The sequence below is a fragment of the Zavarzinella formosa DSM 19928 genome, from assembly GCF_000255705.1.
GTDB classification, from domain to species: domain Bacteria; phylum Planctomycetota; class Planctomycetia; order Gemmatales; family Gemmataceae; genus Zavarzinella; species Zavarzinella formosa.
Genome location: NZ_JH636439.1, coordinates 124,292 through 139,958, shown reverse-complemented (window position 1 = coordinate 139,958; position 15,667 = coordinate 124,292). Strand labels below are relative to the sequence as shown.

Below are 15,667 nucleotides of genomic sequence, written 5' to 3'. Positions count from 1 at the left end.
GTTGACCGCCGGCTATGATTGTTGCGACTCAACAGGCGAGGGTTCGTCAGTCATTTTCAGCAGGCAGGGTGGACCAACCGCAATTTGTTTGGAAGAAATCAGGAGAAGCCGGCATGCACGCCATGTTCGTCGTCGGATTGATTCTTGTTGTCGGGGCTCCGGATGCCAAAGAAGCCGCTCCCAAAAAGACCGTTCCTCCGGTCCTCCTTGGACAGTGGGAGTGCGAGAAGGCAACGGCCTTCGGGCAAGTGATGCCAATCCGCAGCCCCATGAAGTATGAGTTTACGGCGGACGGGAAGGCGAAGATCATTGTGGACGGGAAGACCCGGCTTACAGGAACATACAAGGTTGACGAGACAAAAGCTCCGATGGAGATTGACCTGACATTGGGCAGCGCGGATACACCGGAGTTCACCCTCCCGGGCATTTACAAAGTGGAAAAAGACGTGCTCACATTGTGCCAATTCGATGCCCCCGGAGGCAAGCGGCCGACAGAATTTGCCTCGGCGGCCAAGTCCAAGAACGTTCTGATGACCCTCAAGCGTGTGGAGAAGGCAAAAGAATAGGCATGGAGGTCGAGAGCCCGTCGGGCGGACTTGGCTTCCATAAAGACTTGTAGGATGGCGAGGCTGCGCGCAGCGCGGAACCACGAATCGCTCCAATCCGCGAAGTTGGAGAGTTCGGGAAATTTGCCGCCTGTTGATGCGAAATCTCTATCAGTTTCGCCACCCATTAATTAAAAAACTATTCATTCAGGCGACGAGGGCAGACGGAATGTCACGAATGGAGGGATCAGAGTGTGAAAGGCAAGAAGTGGTAGAAAGACTACATTTTCGATTGGCCAACCGCAAAGGTTTTTGGCAAGACCAACTCACTTACCAAGACCGGCAACAGTGTAATGGTGACAGTGTCCGCGTTGAGGACGGCTTTGAGCAGATTGGACTGGGAAATGCGGTGAGTTGGCAGAAACCAACCGCCGTTCCGCCGGAAAGGCTTCTCTTCCGAATGCGCCGGTAGTGCGGCCCTCATACAGGGATGTCCCGGTGGTGGTTCATCTGCGATCCACTGGTCAATGACCGATTGATTCTTCTGTCTGATCCAACACCGAGGCTTCTGCGGGCCGCAAACCCCGCTGTCACAACCAAGCCCGCAGGGAGTCTGGATGGTATCGCACGCCGAATCGCCGACGAATCAACTCGGCCACACAACGGGCCGTCCAAAGATCGGTGCAAAAATAATAGGCGGCTGGTTTCTCCGCCAGCTATCCAAAGACTGGATGTTCCTGACTCCGGCGTCAAGAACCGGAGTCGCCCCGGAGTCGGTTTCGCCACCAATCCGACATCGCCTGCCTGCCGGCGCCGGGCCAGCCACTTGGCGACCGTCACCGGATGGGCCTCAAAAAAGTCAGCAACGGCCACTTGGGTCCGGCCATCCTGCAATTTCTTTATGGCAAGCTGTCGCCTCGCTTCCAAGTCGGAAGCAGTTCCTTTGCTTCGCATCAGTAAACAATCACCACAAACAACTCCGCATTCAATATGCTTTGCCTGCCTTCAAAGCAGCAGTCAAAGGAATTTGCTTGGGGTAATCACCGCCAACTATTACGGTTGCGCTATCGATCTTACAAGACCCGGAACTATTGATGACACGACCATGCGTTCCTCTCCTCGTCTTCGCCATGTTCGGGGTGACTGTGTCTGGCGCCGCCGGAGAGCCGTCTCCAGTCCCGCCACATGTTGTGTCGGCCGCCGGACGTGATCTCCTCCTGCCGGCCGATGCCGTCCGCCGGTTTGGCGAAATCAGGTTTCGGCACCCCGGGGGGATTTCAGCCTCGGCGCTGTCCCCTGATGGCAAATCCCTGGCCACGGCGGCCGGCCAAAACATCATTCTGTGGGACACGATGACCGGGGCCGCCGTCCGACGCATTGACGCCGGCAACTCCCCCGCTGTCTCCTTTCCGAGGCTCGCCTTCTCTCCCGACGGGAAGTTGCTGGCGGCTGGAGTGAGTTCCTCAACGGTATTCGTGTGGAACGTGGCCACGGGGGCGGAAGTCAAGCGGCTTGAGCCTGGCCAAGCTGCCAGGTTCAACGGGCTTGTGGACTTCTCCGCCGATGGCCGGCAACTCGTCGTCGGCACGGGAACGGAAACAGAGTTCCGTGACATCCAAACGTGGCAACTGGCCCGGACGACGCCGACTGTCGCCCGGATTTGTGTCCCGGGCGCCCGGACTCTCGTCGGCCTCACGGAGAAGACGGGAGATGCGTCTGTGATGATTGTGTCCTCCGATGGCAAATCCACGGGGGTGAAAACGCAAGTCCGCGGCGAGGGGCTGGCCGCCTCGCCCGACGGGCAAACGCTTGCAACGTTCAGCGTGTTCGGTCACCTTGAACTATGGGCCATTTCGGACGGACGCCGTTTGCAGTATGCGGATATTTCAGGGGACGTGACGGCTGGATTGGTGGCGTTCGCCGCTGACGGCAAGACAATCTTCCTGGCCACGCGTGAAGGGGTGACGTGCCGGGATTCCGCATCGCTGAAAGTGCTCTCCACGCTCACGCGGCCGGCTGGCCGCGCCGAAGCCCGGGTGACCGGCCTGCATGTGCCGCCCGGAGGGGACACGATCTTCGTATGCGCCTCTGACGGATTCATCCGCAGGTTTCGGTGGCGGTCCGGCGAACCTCTGACCGAACCCGGCGGTTATACGAACAGCGTGGCTGCGGCCGTCACGGCTGACGGAAGGCAGTTGATGATTGGAGACGGGTCGGGCCGCGTTGATGTTTGGGACACGACGACTGGCGGACGGGCAGCTGTCTTGAGCGAGGCGGGCGAGCCGATATCCCGACTGGCAATTGCGCCGGATGGCCGAAAGGTGGCGGTTTGCCGCCGGGGGTCGGCCTCCGTTGAACTACGCGACACGATGAGCGGTCGGCAGGCGTCCCGAATCCAATTTCCTGACACGGACCGTCGGCCGCGCGACCTTGGATTGTTGGCCTTCTCCCCGGACGGTGGTCGCTTGGTGACCGGATACAACGAGTGGAACCGGCTCCGATCTTGGGTCACGGAGACAGGAACCGAGGAATGGGCGGGAATACCGGCAGCTTTGGGGACGTTTGCCCCGAATGGGAAGTCATTCGTCTGTTCGGGCATGACGCCCTCGCTGGTGTTCCTCGATCCGGCCACCGGCGCCGAGATTCGTCGGGTGTCGTTGCCGGGAGCGACACCCGACCGGGAGATCAACACCGTCACCGCGCTGACCTTCTCCCCGGACGGCCGACGGCTGGCCGCGGCCACAGGCGACGGCCGCGTTCGATTGTGTGACCCGACGACCGGGGTGGAGCAAGCAGTGTTTCAAATCATCGCCGTGCCGGCCATGAACCGGGGTTTCCGATATCCGCACGGGGCCGGATCATTGGGCTTTTCTGCGGACGGAAAATGGCTTCTGATCGGCGGGCCGGACGGGTCAGTCCGGCTCTGGAATGTCGATGCCCGACAGGAGGCATTGCGGTTCACCGGACACCTGCGGCGGGTGACGCTTGTGTCATTCGGAACCGGAAGACGGACCGCGTTGTCCGTCGGAGACGACGGAATCGCGTATCAGTGGGAGATGCGGCCGGCTGCCGGGCCGCCAGGCCCTCGAGTGTGGGATGACTTGGCGGCCACGAATGCGACAGTCGCCTACCGGTCCATGTGTTCATTGGTTGACGAGCCAGCCAAGGCAGTGGAACTTCTTCGATCACATCTCCCGGCTGCCGTCACGCCGACTCCGGAGCAATTGACCAAGTTGATCAGCCGCCTAAACTCCGACGCCTTCGCCATCCGCGAAAACTCCATGCGGGAACTCAACAACTTCGGGCGATTGGCGGTCCCGGCGATTCGGACGGCTTTGGCCAACAAACCGCCGGTCGAGGTCCGCGAACGGCTTGAGACTCTTCTCAGCCGAATTAATGGCGATCCTTCCCCTTCCGATCTGCGAGCCAGCCGGGCCGTGTCAGCCTTGGAATGGATTGGTAGCGCTGAAACTGCCGCTCTCCTATCGGCGTGGGCGGCCGGCGCTCCGGGAGCCAGACTGACAGAAGACGCAGCGGAAGCCTTAGCTCGACTCAAACGGAAATGAATCCATTGACCACGGTGGTGGCCGGTTCACCTCAAGCCGAGTCGTCCAATGCGGTTTTCGCCTCAATGATTAACCGGGCCTGCTCCAGTCCGCTTGCCAGTTGTGCCGTGACGCACAAAAACAGCCGCCACCATCTACTCACGCAGACGCTCGCTTCTTGGCGGGACACGGACGACCGTTGTTGATAGTAGTCGCTTCAGATGATTATTTGCTCGCCCGATTCCACCTCTGCCAGTTCAATTCGCAATACTGACAGAGCGTTTTCTCCCAAGACGAGTATTTTTAACTGCTTGTAGGATGGCAAATTCGTCGGAATCCAACCTAGGTAATCCAGCAAGCTGTTCGGGCGAAATACATGATGGTAACCGTCGCTCAGCTCGACTTGTGCAGTTTTGGAAGCCGCCTCGGGCATAGCATGGAATAGCGACACCCCATGCAGATCGCCCAAGGACGGCCACCATGATTCTACCACCCGAAGCCGCGTCACTGCTCGACGCTTTTGCCCCGCTCTTCACCCATCCCACGTTTGACCGGTTTGTCACCCTCCTGGCAGGCGTTCTTCTCACTCCGGGACGGCGGACGGTGGCCAATATCTTGCGCACGCTTGAATTCCTCGCCCCCGGCCACCCCGCCAGTTACCGGCGAGTTTTGTCCGCCGCCCGTTGGTCCGGCGTCGAACTCGGTTGCGTCCTGGCCGGCTTTCTTCTGAAACATTTCGTCCCGGACGGGCCAGTGGCATTGGCCGGGGACGACCCAGTCGACGGTCATCCGGGGCGTCATGTTTATGGCAAGGCCCGGCATCGCGATCCCGTCCGGTCCTCGCACTCATACACCGCCTGGCAGTACGGTCACAAATGGGTGGTACTGGCGATTCTGGTCCGGTTTCCATTGACCGCCCGTCCGTGGGCGTTGCCAATCCTCGTCGATTTGTACCGCTCGGCCGAGGACAACCGCCGTCGGAAACGGACACACCGGACCCCGGCCCAACTCATGTGCCGCCTGTTGCGGTTGGTCCTGCTCCGCTTCCCGGACCGTGCTTTCACGTCCGTCGGCGACGCCGGATCCGGCATGCACGAGGTCGCCCGCTTTTGCCACCGGCATCGCGACCGGCTGGTTCTGGTGAGCAAGTCAAACCCGGACGCCAACTTGTTCACGCCGCCCCCGCCGTATCACGGCAAGGGGCGTCCCAGTGTCAAGGGAGACCGCCTGCCCAAGCCGCTCGAGGCGGTCGCCGGGGCAAAACGGCTGAGGCGACTGTTGGCTGGTATGGCGGCGGCGTCCGGCGGGTGGAAACCAAGACCGGACTCGGCCATTGGTATAAGGCCGGGCGGGGGTTGGTTCCGATCCGTTGGGTGTTCGTCCGCGACCTGACCGGCACGCACCGGGACGAATACTTCTTCACCACCGACCCCGCCCGGACGCCGACGGAAGTGATCGAACACTATTGCGGGAGGCAGAGCATCGAAACCACCTTTCAAGAATGCCGCTCCTGCCTGGGATTGGAAAGCACGCGTGGTTGGTGTCGGGTAACGGTCTTGCGGGCCGCCCCCTGTCTGTTCGGTTTGTATTCCGTGGTGGCCTCGCTGTGTCAGTTGCTCCCGGAAAGCAAGCGGGGCGGCCGGGCGGCCGGGCGGACTGGACGGGAAAGGTCGGAGTGACCTTCTCCGACGCCCTCACCGCCGTTCGTCGCTGGCTCTGGGACGAGGGAGTTTTTTCACAGGCTTTTGAGGATGTGGAGATGAAAAAACTCCCGCCTCCGGTGCGGGAATTCCTGCTCAGCCGGCTGGCGATGGCAGCATGAAGAGGTGTAAAACTGCACAAGTCGAGCTTAGGCCGACGGGTATTGTTGATATTTTGAAGTTTGGAACCCGCCGAAAAGGCGGGTTCTTTTTTTTAGCCATGCCATCAATCTGATTGCCCGGCCAAGCGAGGTGACTTCGGTGTCAATTTTTTGATTTCGAGCGGCCGAAGTCATTGCCTGATGTTGAGTGCCAAGAACCGGCCGCGGAATGCGGCCATGTTTCTCGGATCCCATCAATGCCTTGGTAGTCGGCCTCAATCAAATCCGTCTGACGTATGGAAGGCGATGCGGCCAGTCTCATTGGTTTAAAATGTTCACATTTCAAATGCCCTGCGTCGCCTCGGAATGTCGAGAGAATTTGTTGCTCTTTTGAGGTGTCCATTTTTGCCACCATCATTGCCATGCGGTTTTCGCGGCTTTTTAATTTTTTTTCGCCGCTTCAGCATTAATGTTTTCCAATGCCGAGTTAGCGGCGTCGCGAACCTTTTGATTGCTGTCCTTGGCGAGAGAGCGGAGTGCTGGCGCCGCGGCTTTCGCATCGGCGGCTTTCACGCCCAATGCCGTGGCCACGAATATGCGAATTTCGGCGTCTTTGATATCCAAGGCGTCAACGAGCGTTTTCACATCCGCCTTGGAATTTTCCGGCCTGATCGATTTTAGTGCCTCGCGCACGAGCAACGAAGGGACTTTCGGCTCGTCGGCTTTGAGTAGCCCAAGGAGCGGACCGACGGCCTCGCCCCCCGCGTCTCCCGTCCCTGCCACGGCAATGACCGCGGTAACGCGGACATTCTGGTCTGAATCAGAAAACATGTTAATTATTGACCTGACGGAATCTTGGGAGTGCGGCGAGATTTTGCCCAAGGTCCGAAGCGCCTGCCGTCGCATGTGCGGGCTTTCGTCCTTCAACACGGCGCAGAGCGGCTTCAATGCGTCAGATGCTTTTGGGCCGATCGCTTCCAACGCGACGGCTGCACTGTAACGCACATCCAGGTTGTCGTCTGACAAATTCCCTATCAACGGAAGCGTCGCGTCAGCGGCCTGCCGCCCGAGCAGGCCGAGGTTTGCGGCCGCATGAGCGCGAACCAGCGCGTTCTCCGATTTGAGGGCGGCGACGAGCGGTTCCTTGATATCTTTGGCGATTTTCCCCAGTTGCCCGGACGCATTTTGCCGAACCCCCCGGTTCTCGTCACCACAGGCGCGAATCAACAACGATGCCGCGTCCTTTTTGCTCCGTCCAAGTTCGTTGACAGCCTCAAATCGGATTGAGCTGTCCGGGTCGCCGAGAGCATCACCCAGGCCGTCAAGACCGTCTTTGCCGAGCCGACCCATCGCGTGGATGGCCACCCTCCGCAATCGCAGGTCTTTCTCGTTGAGCAGTAGGCGGAGGGAGGGCATCGCTTCCTTGCCGATGTCTGCGAGCGCCATCGCCAAATCAGGAAGATGCGGAGCGAATTCCATTTTTGGGATTCGTTTTGTCAGTTCGATGAGAGCGGCAAGCCCTTCATTGCCGCCTATCTTGCCCAGAGAGGCGATTGCCGCCAGCCTGGCCGCGGAAGACTCGTCGTCAATGGCGAGGGCAGCGAGTGCGGGGATCGCGGATTTTGCTTTTGCCCCCATTTCACCCAACTTCTTGGCCGCCGCCGTCCGCACCGACGCGACACTGTCTTTTAGGCCGGATAACAACGCCTCGACTTTCTTCTCATCGACTGTCGGCCCGCCCGTTTCATCGGCGGACAGACGGCTTCCTTCCCATGCCCAAACAACAAAAACCATGGCGAACCCGAGGCGTATCGCTCGCATGACAAGGACCTCCAGCCTGGAACTTTGGCGGCGCGACGACGGATGCCGCGAGCCGCGGTTGGGCCGGCCCGACGCCGACACGCAACCAATGTCAATGATCATGATCTGACACTCAACTCGTGTCAAGGGTTGTCGGGATTATCTTTAGGCCGGTGGCGACCAAGTCTCAACACTCGCAACCTTACCAGTCACTGCCGCTGTTCCTTCGGGAATTGCGGGAGGAGGCGGGTCTGTCACAGCGTGATTTGGGCCGGAGACTGGGCAAACCGCAGAGCTGGATTTACAATTGCGAATCAGCAAACCGGCGAGTGGATATCACAGAATTCATCGGCTGGGCAATCTCTTGCGGGATCGAACCCGGAGCGGCCTTTGCCCGATTCCTTGAGGCGGAAACAAGGCGACAAGGGCGAAAGAAAAAAGAATAGCTCTTCCTGATTTTTTAACATCGCAGCGTGATGCTCTTTATCGGGACAAGAACGGGCTGGGCAAACGACCCGGCGTCACCCTTGTCCTTTTCCAGAATCACCTCGGCAAAGATCGGCCAGGCAGAGATTTCACACGGCGAATCGGTGTTATTGCATGACTCATGTTCCATCCGGAGGCCCGAGCACGGTCTACGGCGTTTTGTACCAACTCCTCTACTCGCTTTTGGCAGTTGGCGGATTGCGCGTGCTTGAACGTCGGACGGGCAATGACGGTCTTGAGGATATGACGCTTCTTTTGGAACCGGCGACGGGGGGAGATTTACAGACGTTCACCGCCACCTGCCGTGAGGTGATCCAATTAAAAGCCCGGAGCGCGGGCGGGACGTGGTCACTTCAAGAGATTGTTCGCGAGGTTTTGCCGGATCTCTACCGGGGGGTCGATTTGTCCAGTCCGGACACGGCGTACTGTTTCGTCACCGAAGGCCGTGTCGGGCAATGGAAGGATGTCGAGGCATTTTTTCGCAAGTTGCCGTCAGTGCCGCCGGAGGACGTTTTCGCGGCTCTTGACGACAAGACCGAACTTCGATTTGGTCGCTCGCGTCCGGGCTCGGACACGTCCAACAGCTTTTGGGGGGTGGGGCAGTACACCGCCCGGAAAATGCTCCGCAAAATTGTGGACGTGCTCCGGGAACGAGGTCCCGCCAAGGACGAGCCCGAAGACGTTACTTGCCGCAAGGCGTGGGAACTCCTGCGAGGCTTTCGGTTCGACGGCGGCCGCACCCACGACTACTTGCTCACACAAATCGACCGCTGGCTGTTGAATCATGGGGTGCCGCGGGATCAGTTGTCACCGAAACGCGCGCACCTGCTGGTCGAACTCGGACAATTCGCGCGCTCCGGAAATGCGTTAATCGACGCCAAAGTTTTTTTGAAATCGGCTGGCCTCAACGGAACGCCTCTGTCGAACTGGGCTGCTCTCAGCCGGAAGGCACAGGCCTACCTAACCGGTGTTTGCCAACGAAAACGAATTGACCCATTCGAGGATGTGAGGCGGTCGTTTACCAAGAGCCTGCTTGGGAACTGGGATGAACGCACCCCTGTTCTCGTTCTCACCGGGGAGAGCGGGTGCGGGAAGACCTGGCACGGATACGGTGTGTTGTTCTGCGCGATTGCGGAAGGCGACGTTTCGTTGCCGGTGGACAGTCGCTGCGACGCGGACCGTGATCTTGCCGAGGCCGCGAACACGTTTTGGCATGACGTCTGCGGAGTCAGTGGCGTGCAGGCGCTCGGCCGCCTTCGAGGGCATCTCGAACAAATTGATCCTGACAACCGCGACCGCCGGGTGACGGTGTTCGTGGATAATGTCGCGTCCTCTGCGGAGGCGAAACAACTCATTGAACGCGATTGGGAGGGCTGGGGCGTCCGCCTCGTCCTGACCTGTTCGCCGGACGTCGCGGAGGGCCTATCCGAAACGATCGGAAACCGTGGCCGGGTCGTCGCCGTTCCGGATTACACCCTGACCGAACTCCAAGACTACATTTCAGAAGTCGTCGGAATCAGTTGGAGCGAGGTTCCGTTCGACTTGCGGAAGACCCTTCGCCGTCCGCTGTTGGCCAAACTGTTCGGGGATGTGGTGTCATTCGAGGGCTGGCGTTCTTGCAACGAATACGAACTCTTTGAATGCGCGTGGGCCACATTAAAACTGCGGGGCGTCAGGCCGTTCGATGTCGGCATGTTCCGCAAACTCGCGATGAAGGTGGCGACCGGGGCGATGGCGTATCCGTGGTCTGTCGACGATCTGCTGGCAAATTCGATCGGACAAGACGCGGCCGACAGATTGGTGGAAGCCGGGTGGTGGCGTGAGGCGAACGGAAGGGGATACGAGGTCTGGCACGACAGGCTGCTGAACTGGACAGTCGCGGAAGCATTTGCAAGCGAAATGAGGCGATCACTCCGCGAGTCGGAGCATTGCGTCGAAGCGGTTGCGAAACTGCTAGCCAAGCCCGTCGTTCCCGGCGGACGCAATCTCACTTACGTCCCGCTCGACGTGTTATGGCTGGTGTCGAGCGAAGGTGACCGACGCGCGGGCCTCTTTGACCGTCTTGTCGCGGCGTACGAAGCCGTCTTGGGGCGGCGGGCGACCGGAAAACTTCTAAAAGATCTCCTGCCAACCCTCGGGGGACGGGCCGTTCCGTTGTTGCTTCAGCGGTTGCGCGAGGCGACCGAGACAGGGGCATTAGACCGTGTAAACACCGTCATCCAAGGATTGGTCGCAACAGGCGTTCCCGAGGTTCACGACCACGCCAGGGCGATGCTTGACTCATCAGACGCCCGAACTCGCCGGGCGGGTGTCCGTCTGGTTTCTCTCCGACCAAAAGCGGATATCCTTGACCGGTTGTGGGAAATTCATGCCGAAGGTGTGCGGTCGCCCGCGGGCTACCTTTGGCCTCATGAACAAGCGTGGTCTCTTTACGAAGACACATTCGGGGCGTTGAAGGCATGCGTCCCTTTGGACGCGGTGTGGCTGGAACGAGCCGTTCTGGGGGCCGACCCGGCAAAAGTTCCGGTCCATGACCTGGCTTATCTGGTCTCTTTCGTGAACGACATTGGGCTCTGGGGCCGCTGCAAACCACTACTGATGGCCAAGGTGGACGCCGATCACGAACGTTCGCTGGCGAGATGTATTCGTAAATTCCGGGATGAGGACGAACTCGCTTGGCTGGAATGCCGTGTTGGAAAGAAGAAGGATTCGGTCGGGTCGGTGGCGTTGCGAGCCTTGGCGGCCATGGCTCCGTGTCTCGCGCTCGCGGCGTTGGGCCGGCTTGACGAACATTCCTTGTATTTGACGCGGTCTTGGTGCTTTGCGGCCCTGCATCAACGGCTGCCGATTGAAGTTATGGAGCGATTCACAATCACCCTGCGGGCCCACGAGTGTCCATGGCGATACGCTCTCGTCCTCCAAGAACGGGAAGACTTGATCGATCCCGCCACCTTCGATTTTCTGCTCGACCACCTTGCCAGCCGGTTCGCTGAAACTGCTCTCTCCGGGCAACCGGGCGGTCTTTCGTCAGAGTGCGCCCGAGGGTTGGAATTCATCAACGCGGTGAGTCGACCGGTGTTGCTCGCTTGCATACGTCGACGAAGGGAAAGCTCGCTTGAACGGCGAATTGTCGAATGGATGCTGGCCGTCGGCCCGCAACACGGGCAAGTGAAAGAGCACGAAAAACACGAAGGGCTGGACGCCTTGGCAAGAATTGGCGGCGAGGGTTTCAGCCGGGTGCTGGAGGACTGGCTCGGCCGGGGGGACTGGTTTGCACGAATGCACGCCCTTGAACTGGCTCGTCGACGGGCCTCGCCCCGAACCTTTGAATTGCTGTCAGGTCTTGCGGTCACTGATGAACCGAAGGATGAAAGCGACCGGTCCGTGATAAACGGATACGCTGCGGCGGCTCTGGCGGCCCTTCATCAATGGAGGCCAGTTCTTCAATACTACTTGAAAGTCGGATTGAACTGCCTCACGGTCATTGAAGATTGTCACGCCTTGATTGACCCGCCACTGCACGATGAGCTGCCTCCGGAGGTTTTGACAGCCCTGCGAGAGGAAGGTGATTTGACGCCGGGAGCCATCTTGTGCGTTGCCTTTGCGAATCGAAGGGACTTGCTTCCGGCCATCCGGCGGGCTCTTGAGCATGCCGACACTGATTCGGAAACGGCGGGGGCGGGTCTGGTAGCACTTGAATGGCTTCGGGATGATGACCCCTCGGCTGTGAGCTTGGTCGTCAGGCATCTCGGCGGAAGATACCGACATCATGCCATCAACGCAATCCTCGCGCGCCGTGACGAGGCGGCGATGAAAGAACTGGCCGATGATCTAAGGCGAAATCCTGATATGTCGCTTGCCTTCATCCTTGCAAACAGTCCGTCGGGCCGTGACGTCGGAATCAAGACCCTGCTGCGTTTGGCCGAATGCCAAAGTTCGTTTCGCTGGCAGTCAGGACTTTCCAAGGTGGCCAGAAAGTTGGATACAGTGTTGTTTCGGGAATTTGCCAATTGCCCGAACATCCTTGCGCTGTCCGAGGAAGTTGGCTACGGACCCTATGAGGCTTCCAAAATACCGGGGGAAAAGGCGGCCGCTCTCCGGATCCTTGGGATCAGGGATCCGGAGCCGTCCGTCCGGCTCGCCTTGGAACGTCTGAAAGATCCTGAAACACCCGACGGCGAATCCTACGTTCAAGTAGTGTCAGCCTTATGCCCCTCAGAAGCCGCAAAACATTTCCTCGCGGCACTTCTGCTCAATCCACCTGGCCGGGTTGTCCAGGCGATCGGGCGAGAACTGGGACGACTGGGGGCGACGGAGATGGTGCGGCAGTGGTTCCACGATGAGTTGCCTGCAAAGAGGATCGCGGCATGTTCTGTTGTGGGCTTCCTGCCACAGGCCGAAGAATGGGATCTCGAAGTTCTGCTGCTCGCGGACGACTCGAATTCCGACGTTTCCGACGCCGCATTGGTTGCGGGAGACAGCTTGCGGAGAGCGAGGATCACGGCCGATCTGCTGATCTCAATCGCCAATGAACTGGATCTTTCCCATCGATGGGTCTTGCTCGACTCGCTGATCAACGTCGGAGATCCGTACGGCGGAGGCACCATCCCCCCGTGGTCAGAAGCGGTGCAAAAGTTTCTGGAACCTGCCATGGCCACACACCTTTCGGAACAACTCAAAAAACGCAGGAAGAAATTGAAAGAAGATCTCGACAGAACTGATCGATGGCGGCGGTGAGCACCAAACAGAATCGAGAGCGGAGGTTCCCGATGATGCAAGAAGTTTGATGAAGTTGTCAGCCAATTCTTTGTTGTTTGGTATGAACTCGTAGACAGGAGCAGTCACCAAACAACAATCCTCTTTCCCCATTATTTTGACTGTGATGCGCCAAACATAACCGAGAAGAAAAGCCGGGATTTTTCGCGATTTCTTGAGAGCACACTCGTGTTCATCGGGAAAAACTCTTGCACAAGTTTGCGGATCTTTGAAGCCCGGCCATAACACTGATGGGTTCGATATCAGGATCGACACTATCAAAGGAGCCGTTTGATCGCCTCCACCCATGCCATCTCCTGCGACACACCATCGCGCGGAGATCTCCTTGATGTCACCCGCCTGCCGATGCTGCAGAAGATTTCGGCCGCCAGCGTGCCATGCGGAAGGAGTTGATCGTGATCGCGTTCTGATGAGGCCATCGTGATTGCGTTCTGATGAGGCCATGCTGGTCGATCCGCGACGGACAACAGCACGTCTTGGCCGTCGCGACTCCCGATGTCCGAAAGGATCGGTGGAAAGAACGTGCGGATGCGCTGACAGCCGACCAAGTTCCCGGTCCTCCGCGTTTGTGAGAACAGCGGACGACAGCCAGTCGGTCAAGGCGGCTGGAACCAGCGGAACCCGGGGGTTCGACGCGGGGAAAAAAATCACCGGGGTGAAGCGGCATCTGCTGGTTGACACGCTCGGGCTGGTGTGGGTGGCGGTCGTCCATTCGGCCGGATTGCGGGACCGGGACGGAGCCCGTCTGGTGTTGGCGAAGGCGAAAATCGAGGGCGTGTGGCCGCGGATGCAAGTGTTGTGGGCTGATGGCGGGTACGCCGGGTGGCTGGCCGGGCTGGTGTCCGCCCTGCTGCGATGGTCGCTGATCATCATCAGGCAGACGGACAACGAGCCGGGGTTCCGGCTGCTGCCCAAGCGGTGGGTGGTCGAGCGGACCTTTGGCTGGTTGTCGAACTACCGGCGGTTGAGCCGACGCTACGAGTTCCACAAAGCGACCGGCGAGGCCATGATCCACTTCGCCATGATCCACCTGATGGTCCGGCGGCTGAAACCGGGTAGAAAACGCAAGCCCTGGCGACTACGATCCTATCGAGTACGAATCCGTGACGGTCGGGGCGAAGCGGAAGGCGAGAATCTTCACGCCGCCGGGCTACGACAAGACCAAAACTTACCCGGTCCTGTACCTGCTCCATGGCATCGGCGGAGACGAGAACGAGTGGGTGCGGCACGGCGTCCCGGATGTGATCCTCGACAACCTGATCGCCGACAAGAAGGCCGTCCCCATGATCGTCGTCCTGCCGAACGGGAGGGCTTCAACGATCGTGACCGCGAAAGACCCGATCCCCAAACAGTCTCCCGCTTTCGCTCTGTTCGAGAAAGACCTGCTTACGGACCTGATCCCGTTCGTCTAGAAGAACTATGCCGCAAAGGCCGACCGTGAATCCCGCGCCCTGGCGGGCCTGTCAATGGGCGGCGGTCAGTCGCTCAACTTCGGCCTCGGCCATCCGGACACGTTCGCATGGGTCGGCGGGTTCTCCCCGGCCCCGAACACGAAGAAAGCAGCCGATCTGGTCGGGGATGGAGAGGCGGCCAAGAAATTGAAGGCGCTGTACGTCGCGTGTGGCGACAAGGATGGATTGTTCAATATTGCCGAGAGTGTCCATGAGGCGCTCGACAAGAAGAAAGTTCCGCACAAGCACAACGTCATCGTCGGCGGCCAGCACGATTTCAAGGTGTGGAAAGCCGATCTGTACCACTTCGCCCAACTTCTGTTCCATTGAGGAAGTTATTGACATCTGTGCCCTTGCCGAATGCCTTCGCGGCTTCTTCGGCTGTCATGGCCTTTAACCCTCCGGGGCGGCCGCCTTCTCCGGGGCCGGGATCTTTGCGTAATCAATAGCCCTGTGGAGGGCATTCCGCACGTTCTCCAGAAGCCGGTCGAAGAACTTCAACCCGGTCGGCTTTTCCCCCTGCCCACACGGACGCGATACTTGCCCATGCCAGACACAAGCCGATTTCGTTGGGCATGATGACGCAAAGATCCCGCGTTTTGTCCGTGACTTCTCCGATATCCCCGGCTGGTCGGCACCATCCACAACAACAACAACCTTCCGGCAATGGGACGGCAAGATGATTGTCGTTGCCAGCCCGATCCCGTTGACCGACTCCTCTTTCGGGCCGCCGTCAGTCCCCGCAAGGCGGGGGATTTTTTGTGACAGGCCAGCCACCTCAACTCTGCCCGGCTTCATCGGGATGTTCGTGCAAGCCGTATGCCTGGATTTTGTCGAACAGTTGTCGGCGGCTGATGCCGAGCAGGCGGGCGGCGTGGGTGCGGTTCCATTTTGATTGCTCCAACGCCTGGCCGATCACCCGTCGCTCGACTTCGGCCACCGCCGCCCGGAGGTTGAGCGGGTTTTCGAGCGCCCGGTTGGCGGACGGAATCGAGGCGTCAGCAGTGTCAAGATCGGCGGGTTGGATCGTCCGGCCGCGGGCCAGAAGGGCGGCCCGGGCCAGGGCGTTTCGCAACTCGCGGACGTTCCCCGGCCACGGGCGCCGGGATAACTCGGCCACGGCGGCGGGAGACAGCGTCAATGCCGGCCACCCGTGTGTTTTGGCCAGTTGCCGGATGACATGGTCGGCCAGCAACGGTATGTCCTCCCGGCGGTCCCGCAGCGGCGGCAGGGAAATCGTCATCACGGCCAGCCGGTAATACA

Annotated in this window: 12 protein-coding genes and 2 pseudogenes; 9 read left to right on the top strand and 5 right to left on the bottom strand. The window is 59.6% G+C overall.

The annotated features are described in order from the left end of the window. The first annotated feature begins 113 nt into the window (after window positions 1-113). Window positions 114-566 (top strand): TIGR03067 domain-containing protein, encoded by a 453-nt coding sequence (locus BGIM_RS0101470; protein ID WP_020468029.1) that lies wholly within the window; start codon window positions 114-116, stop codon window positions 564-566. Between the two features lie 569 nt (window positions 567-1,135). Here BGIM_RS0101470 and BGIM_RS68130 read toward each other — a convergent pair. Then, the gene (locus tag BGIM_RS68130) at window positions 1,136-1,261 is read right to left on the bottom strand and encodes a winged helix-turn-helix domain-containing protein (protein ID WP_084759781.1); all 126 of its coding nucleotides are present in this window, start codon (window positions 1,259-1,261) and stop codon (window positions 1,136-1,138) included. A 378-nt stretch (window positions 1,262-1,639) separates the two neighbouring features. On the opposite strand from BGIM_RS68130, the gene BGIM_RS0101455 reads away from it, so the two are divergent. After that, the gene (locus tag BGIM_RS0101455) at window positions 1,640-4,111 is read left to right on the top strand and encodes a WD40 repeat domain-containing protein (RefSeq protein ID WP_157368556.1); all 2,472 of its coding nucleotides are present in this window, start codon (window positions 1,640-1,642) and stop codon (window positions 4,109-4,111) included. Between the two features lie 196 nt (window positions 4,112-4,307). On the opposite strand, the gene BGIM_RS0101450 is transcribed toward BGIM_RS0101455, so the two are convergent. After that, window positions 4,308-4,559 (bottom strand): hypothetical protein, encoded by a 252-nt coding sequence (locus BGIM_RS0101450; RefSeq protein ID WP_157368555.1) that lies wholly within the window; start codon window positions 4,557-4,559, stop codon window positions 4,308-4,310. An 11-nt stretch (window positions 4,560-4,570) separates the two neighbouring features. Here BGIM_RS0101450 and BGIM_RS48210 point away from each other — a divergent pair, with 11 nt between their 5' ends. The 3 genes from BGIM_RS48210 to BGIM_RS66915 are packed head-to-tail and all read left to right on the top strand — an operon-like array spanning window position 4,571 to window position 5,912. Continuing rightward, entirely contained in the window at window positions 4,571-5,482 is a 912-nt protein-coding gene (locus BGIM_RS48210) for a transposase (RefSeq protein ID WP_052639613.1), read from the top strand. Further along, on the top strand, window positions 5,464-5,769 hold the full coding sequence (locus BGIM_RS66920) for a hypothetical protein (RefSeq protein ID WP_052639611.1): 306 nt from the start codon (window positions 5,464-5,466) through the stop codon (window positions 5,767-5,769). The genes BGIM_RS48210 and BGIM_RS66920 overlap by 19 nt, the downstream gene beginning before the upstream one ends. Further along, window positions 5,766-5,912: a hypothetical protein gene (locus tag BGIM_RS66915; protein ID WP_020468024.1), complete on the top strand. Its 147-nt coding sequence runs from the start codon at window positions 5,766-5,768 to the stop codon at window positions 5,910-5,912. The genes BGIM_RS66920 and BGIM_RS66915 overlap by 4 nt, the downstream gene beginning before the upstream one ends. 142 nt (window positions 5,913-6,054) lie before the next feature. Here BGIM_RS66915 and BGIM_RS62435 read toward each other — a convergent pair whose 3' ends face one another. After that, window positions 6,055-6,315, bottom strand: coding sequence for a hypothetical protein (locus BGIM_RS62435; protein ID WP_157368554.1), 261 nt, complete (start codon window positions 6,313-6,315; stop codon window positions 6,055-6,057). A 17-nt stretch (window positions 6,316-6,332) separates the two neighbouring features. Continuing rightward, window positions 6,333-7,712 carry a HEAT repeat domain-containing protein gene (locus BGIM_RS0101435; RefSeq protein WP_020468022.1) on the bottom strand — a complete coding sequence of 460 codons (1,380 nt, stop codon included), beginning with the start codon at window positions 7,710-7,712 and terminating at the stop codon, window positions 6,333-6,335. 119 nt (window positions 7,713-7,831) lie between these two features. Here BGIM_RS0101435 and BGIM_RS68125 point away from each other — a divergent pair, with 119 nt between their 5' ends. The 4 genes and pseudogenes from BGIM_RS68125 (at window position 7,832) to BGIM_RS66910 (ending at window position 14,734) form a co-directional block, all read left to right on the top strand. Then, the gene (locus BGIM_RS68125) at window positions 7,832-8,137 is read left to right on the top strand and encodes a helix-turn-helix domain-containing protein (protein ID WP_084759626.1); all 306 of its coding nucleotides are present in this window, start codon (window positions 7,832-7,834) and stop codon (window positions 8,135-8,137) included. Between the two features lie 154 nt (window positions 8,138-8,291). Beyond that, window positions 8,292-12,914 (top strand): hypothetical protein, encoded by a 4,623-nt coding sequence (locus BGIM_RS0101425; protein WP_029629635.1) that lies wholly within the window; start codon window positions 8,292-8,294, stop codon window positions 12,912-12,914. Between the two features lie 481 nt (window positions 12,915-13,395). After that, window positions 13,396-13,974, top strand: a pseudogene (locus tag BGIM_RS68120) (transposase); the annotation flags it as partial. Window positions 13,975-14,056: 82 nt separating this feature from the next. Further along, window positions 14,057-14,734: pseudogene (locus BGIM_RS66910) on the top strand (alpha/beta hydrolase). Between the two features lie 448 nt (window positions 14,735-15,182). Here the strand turns inward: BGIM_RS66910 and BGIM_RS66905 are convergent. Then, window positions 15,183-15,667, bottom strand: a 485-nt coding sequence (locus tag BGIM_RS66905) for a helix-turn-helix domain-containing protein (protein WP_315849816.1), incomplete at its 5' end; no start/stop codon positions are given.

Coding starts and splice junctions, on each gene's coding strand:
- BGIM_RS0101435 (WP_020468022.1), bottom strand. CDS start 7,712: ATGCGAGCGATACGCCTCGGGTTCGCCATGGTTTTTGTTGTTTGGGCA.
- BGIM_RS0101470 (WP_020468029.1), top strand. CDS start 114: ATGCACGCCATGTTCGTCGTCGGATTGATTCTTGTTGTCGGGGCTCCG.
- BGIM_RS0101425 (WP_029629635.1), top strand. CDS start 8,292: ATGACTCATGTTCCATCCGGAGGCCCGAGCACGGTCTACGGCGTTTTG.
- BGIM_RS0101455 (WP_157368556.1), top strand. CDS start 1,640: ATGACACGACCATGCGTTCCTCTCCTCGTCTTCGCCATGTTCGGGGTG.
- BGIM_RS62435 (WP_157368554.1), bottom strand. CDS start 6,315: ATGGCAATGATGGTGGCAAAAATGGACACCTCAAAAGAGCAACAAATT.
- BGIM_RS48210 (WP_052639613.1), top strand. CDS start 4,571: ATGATTCTACCACCCGAAGCCGCGTCACTGCTCGACGCTTTTGCCCCG.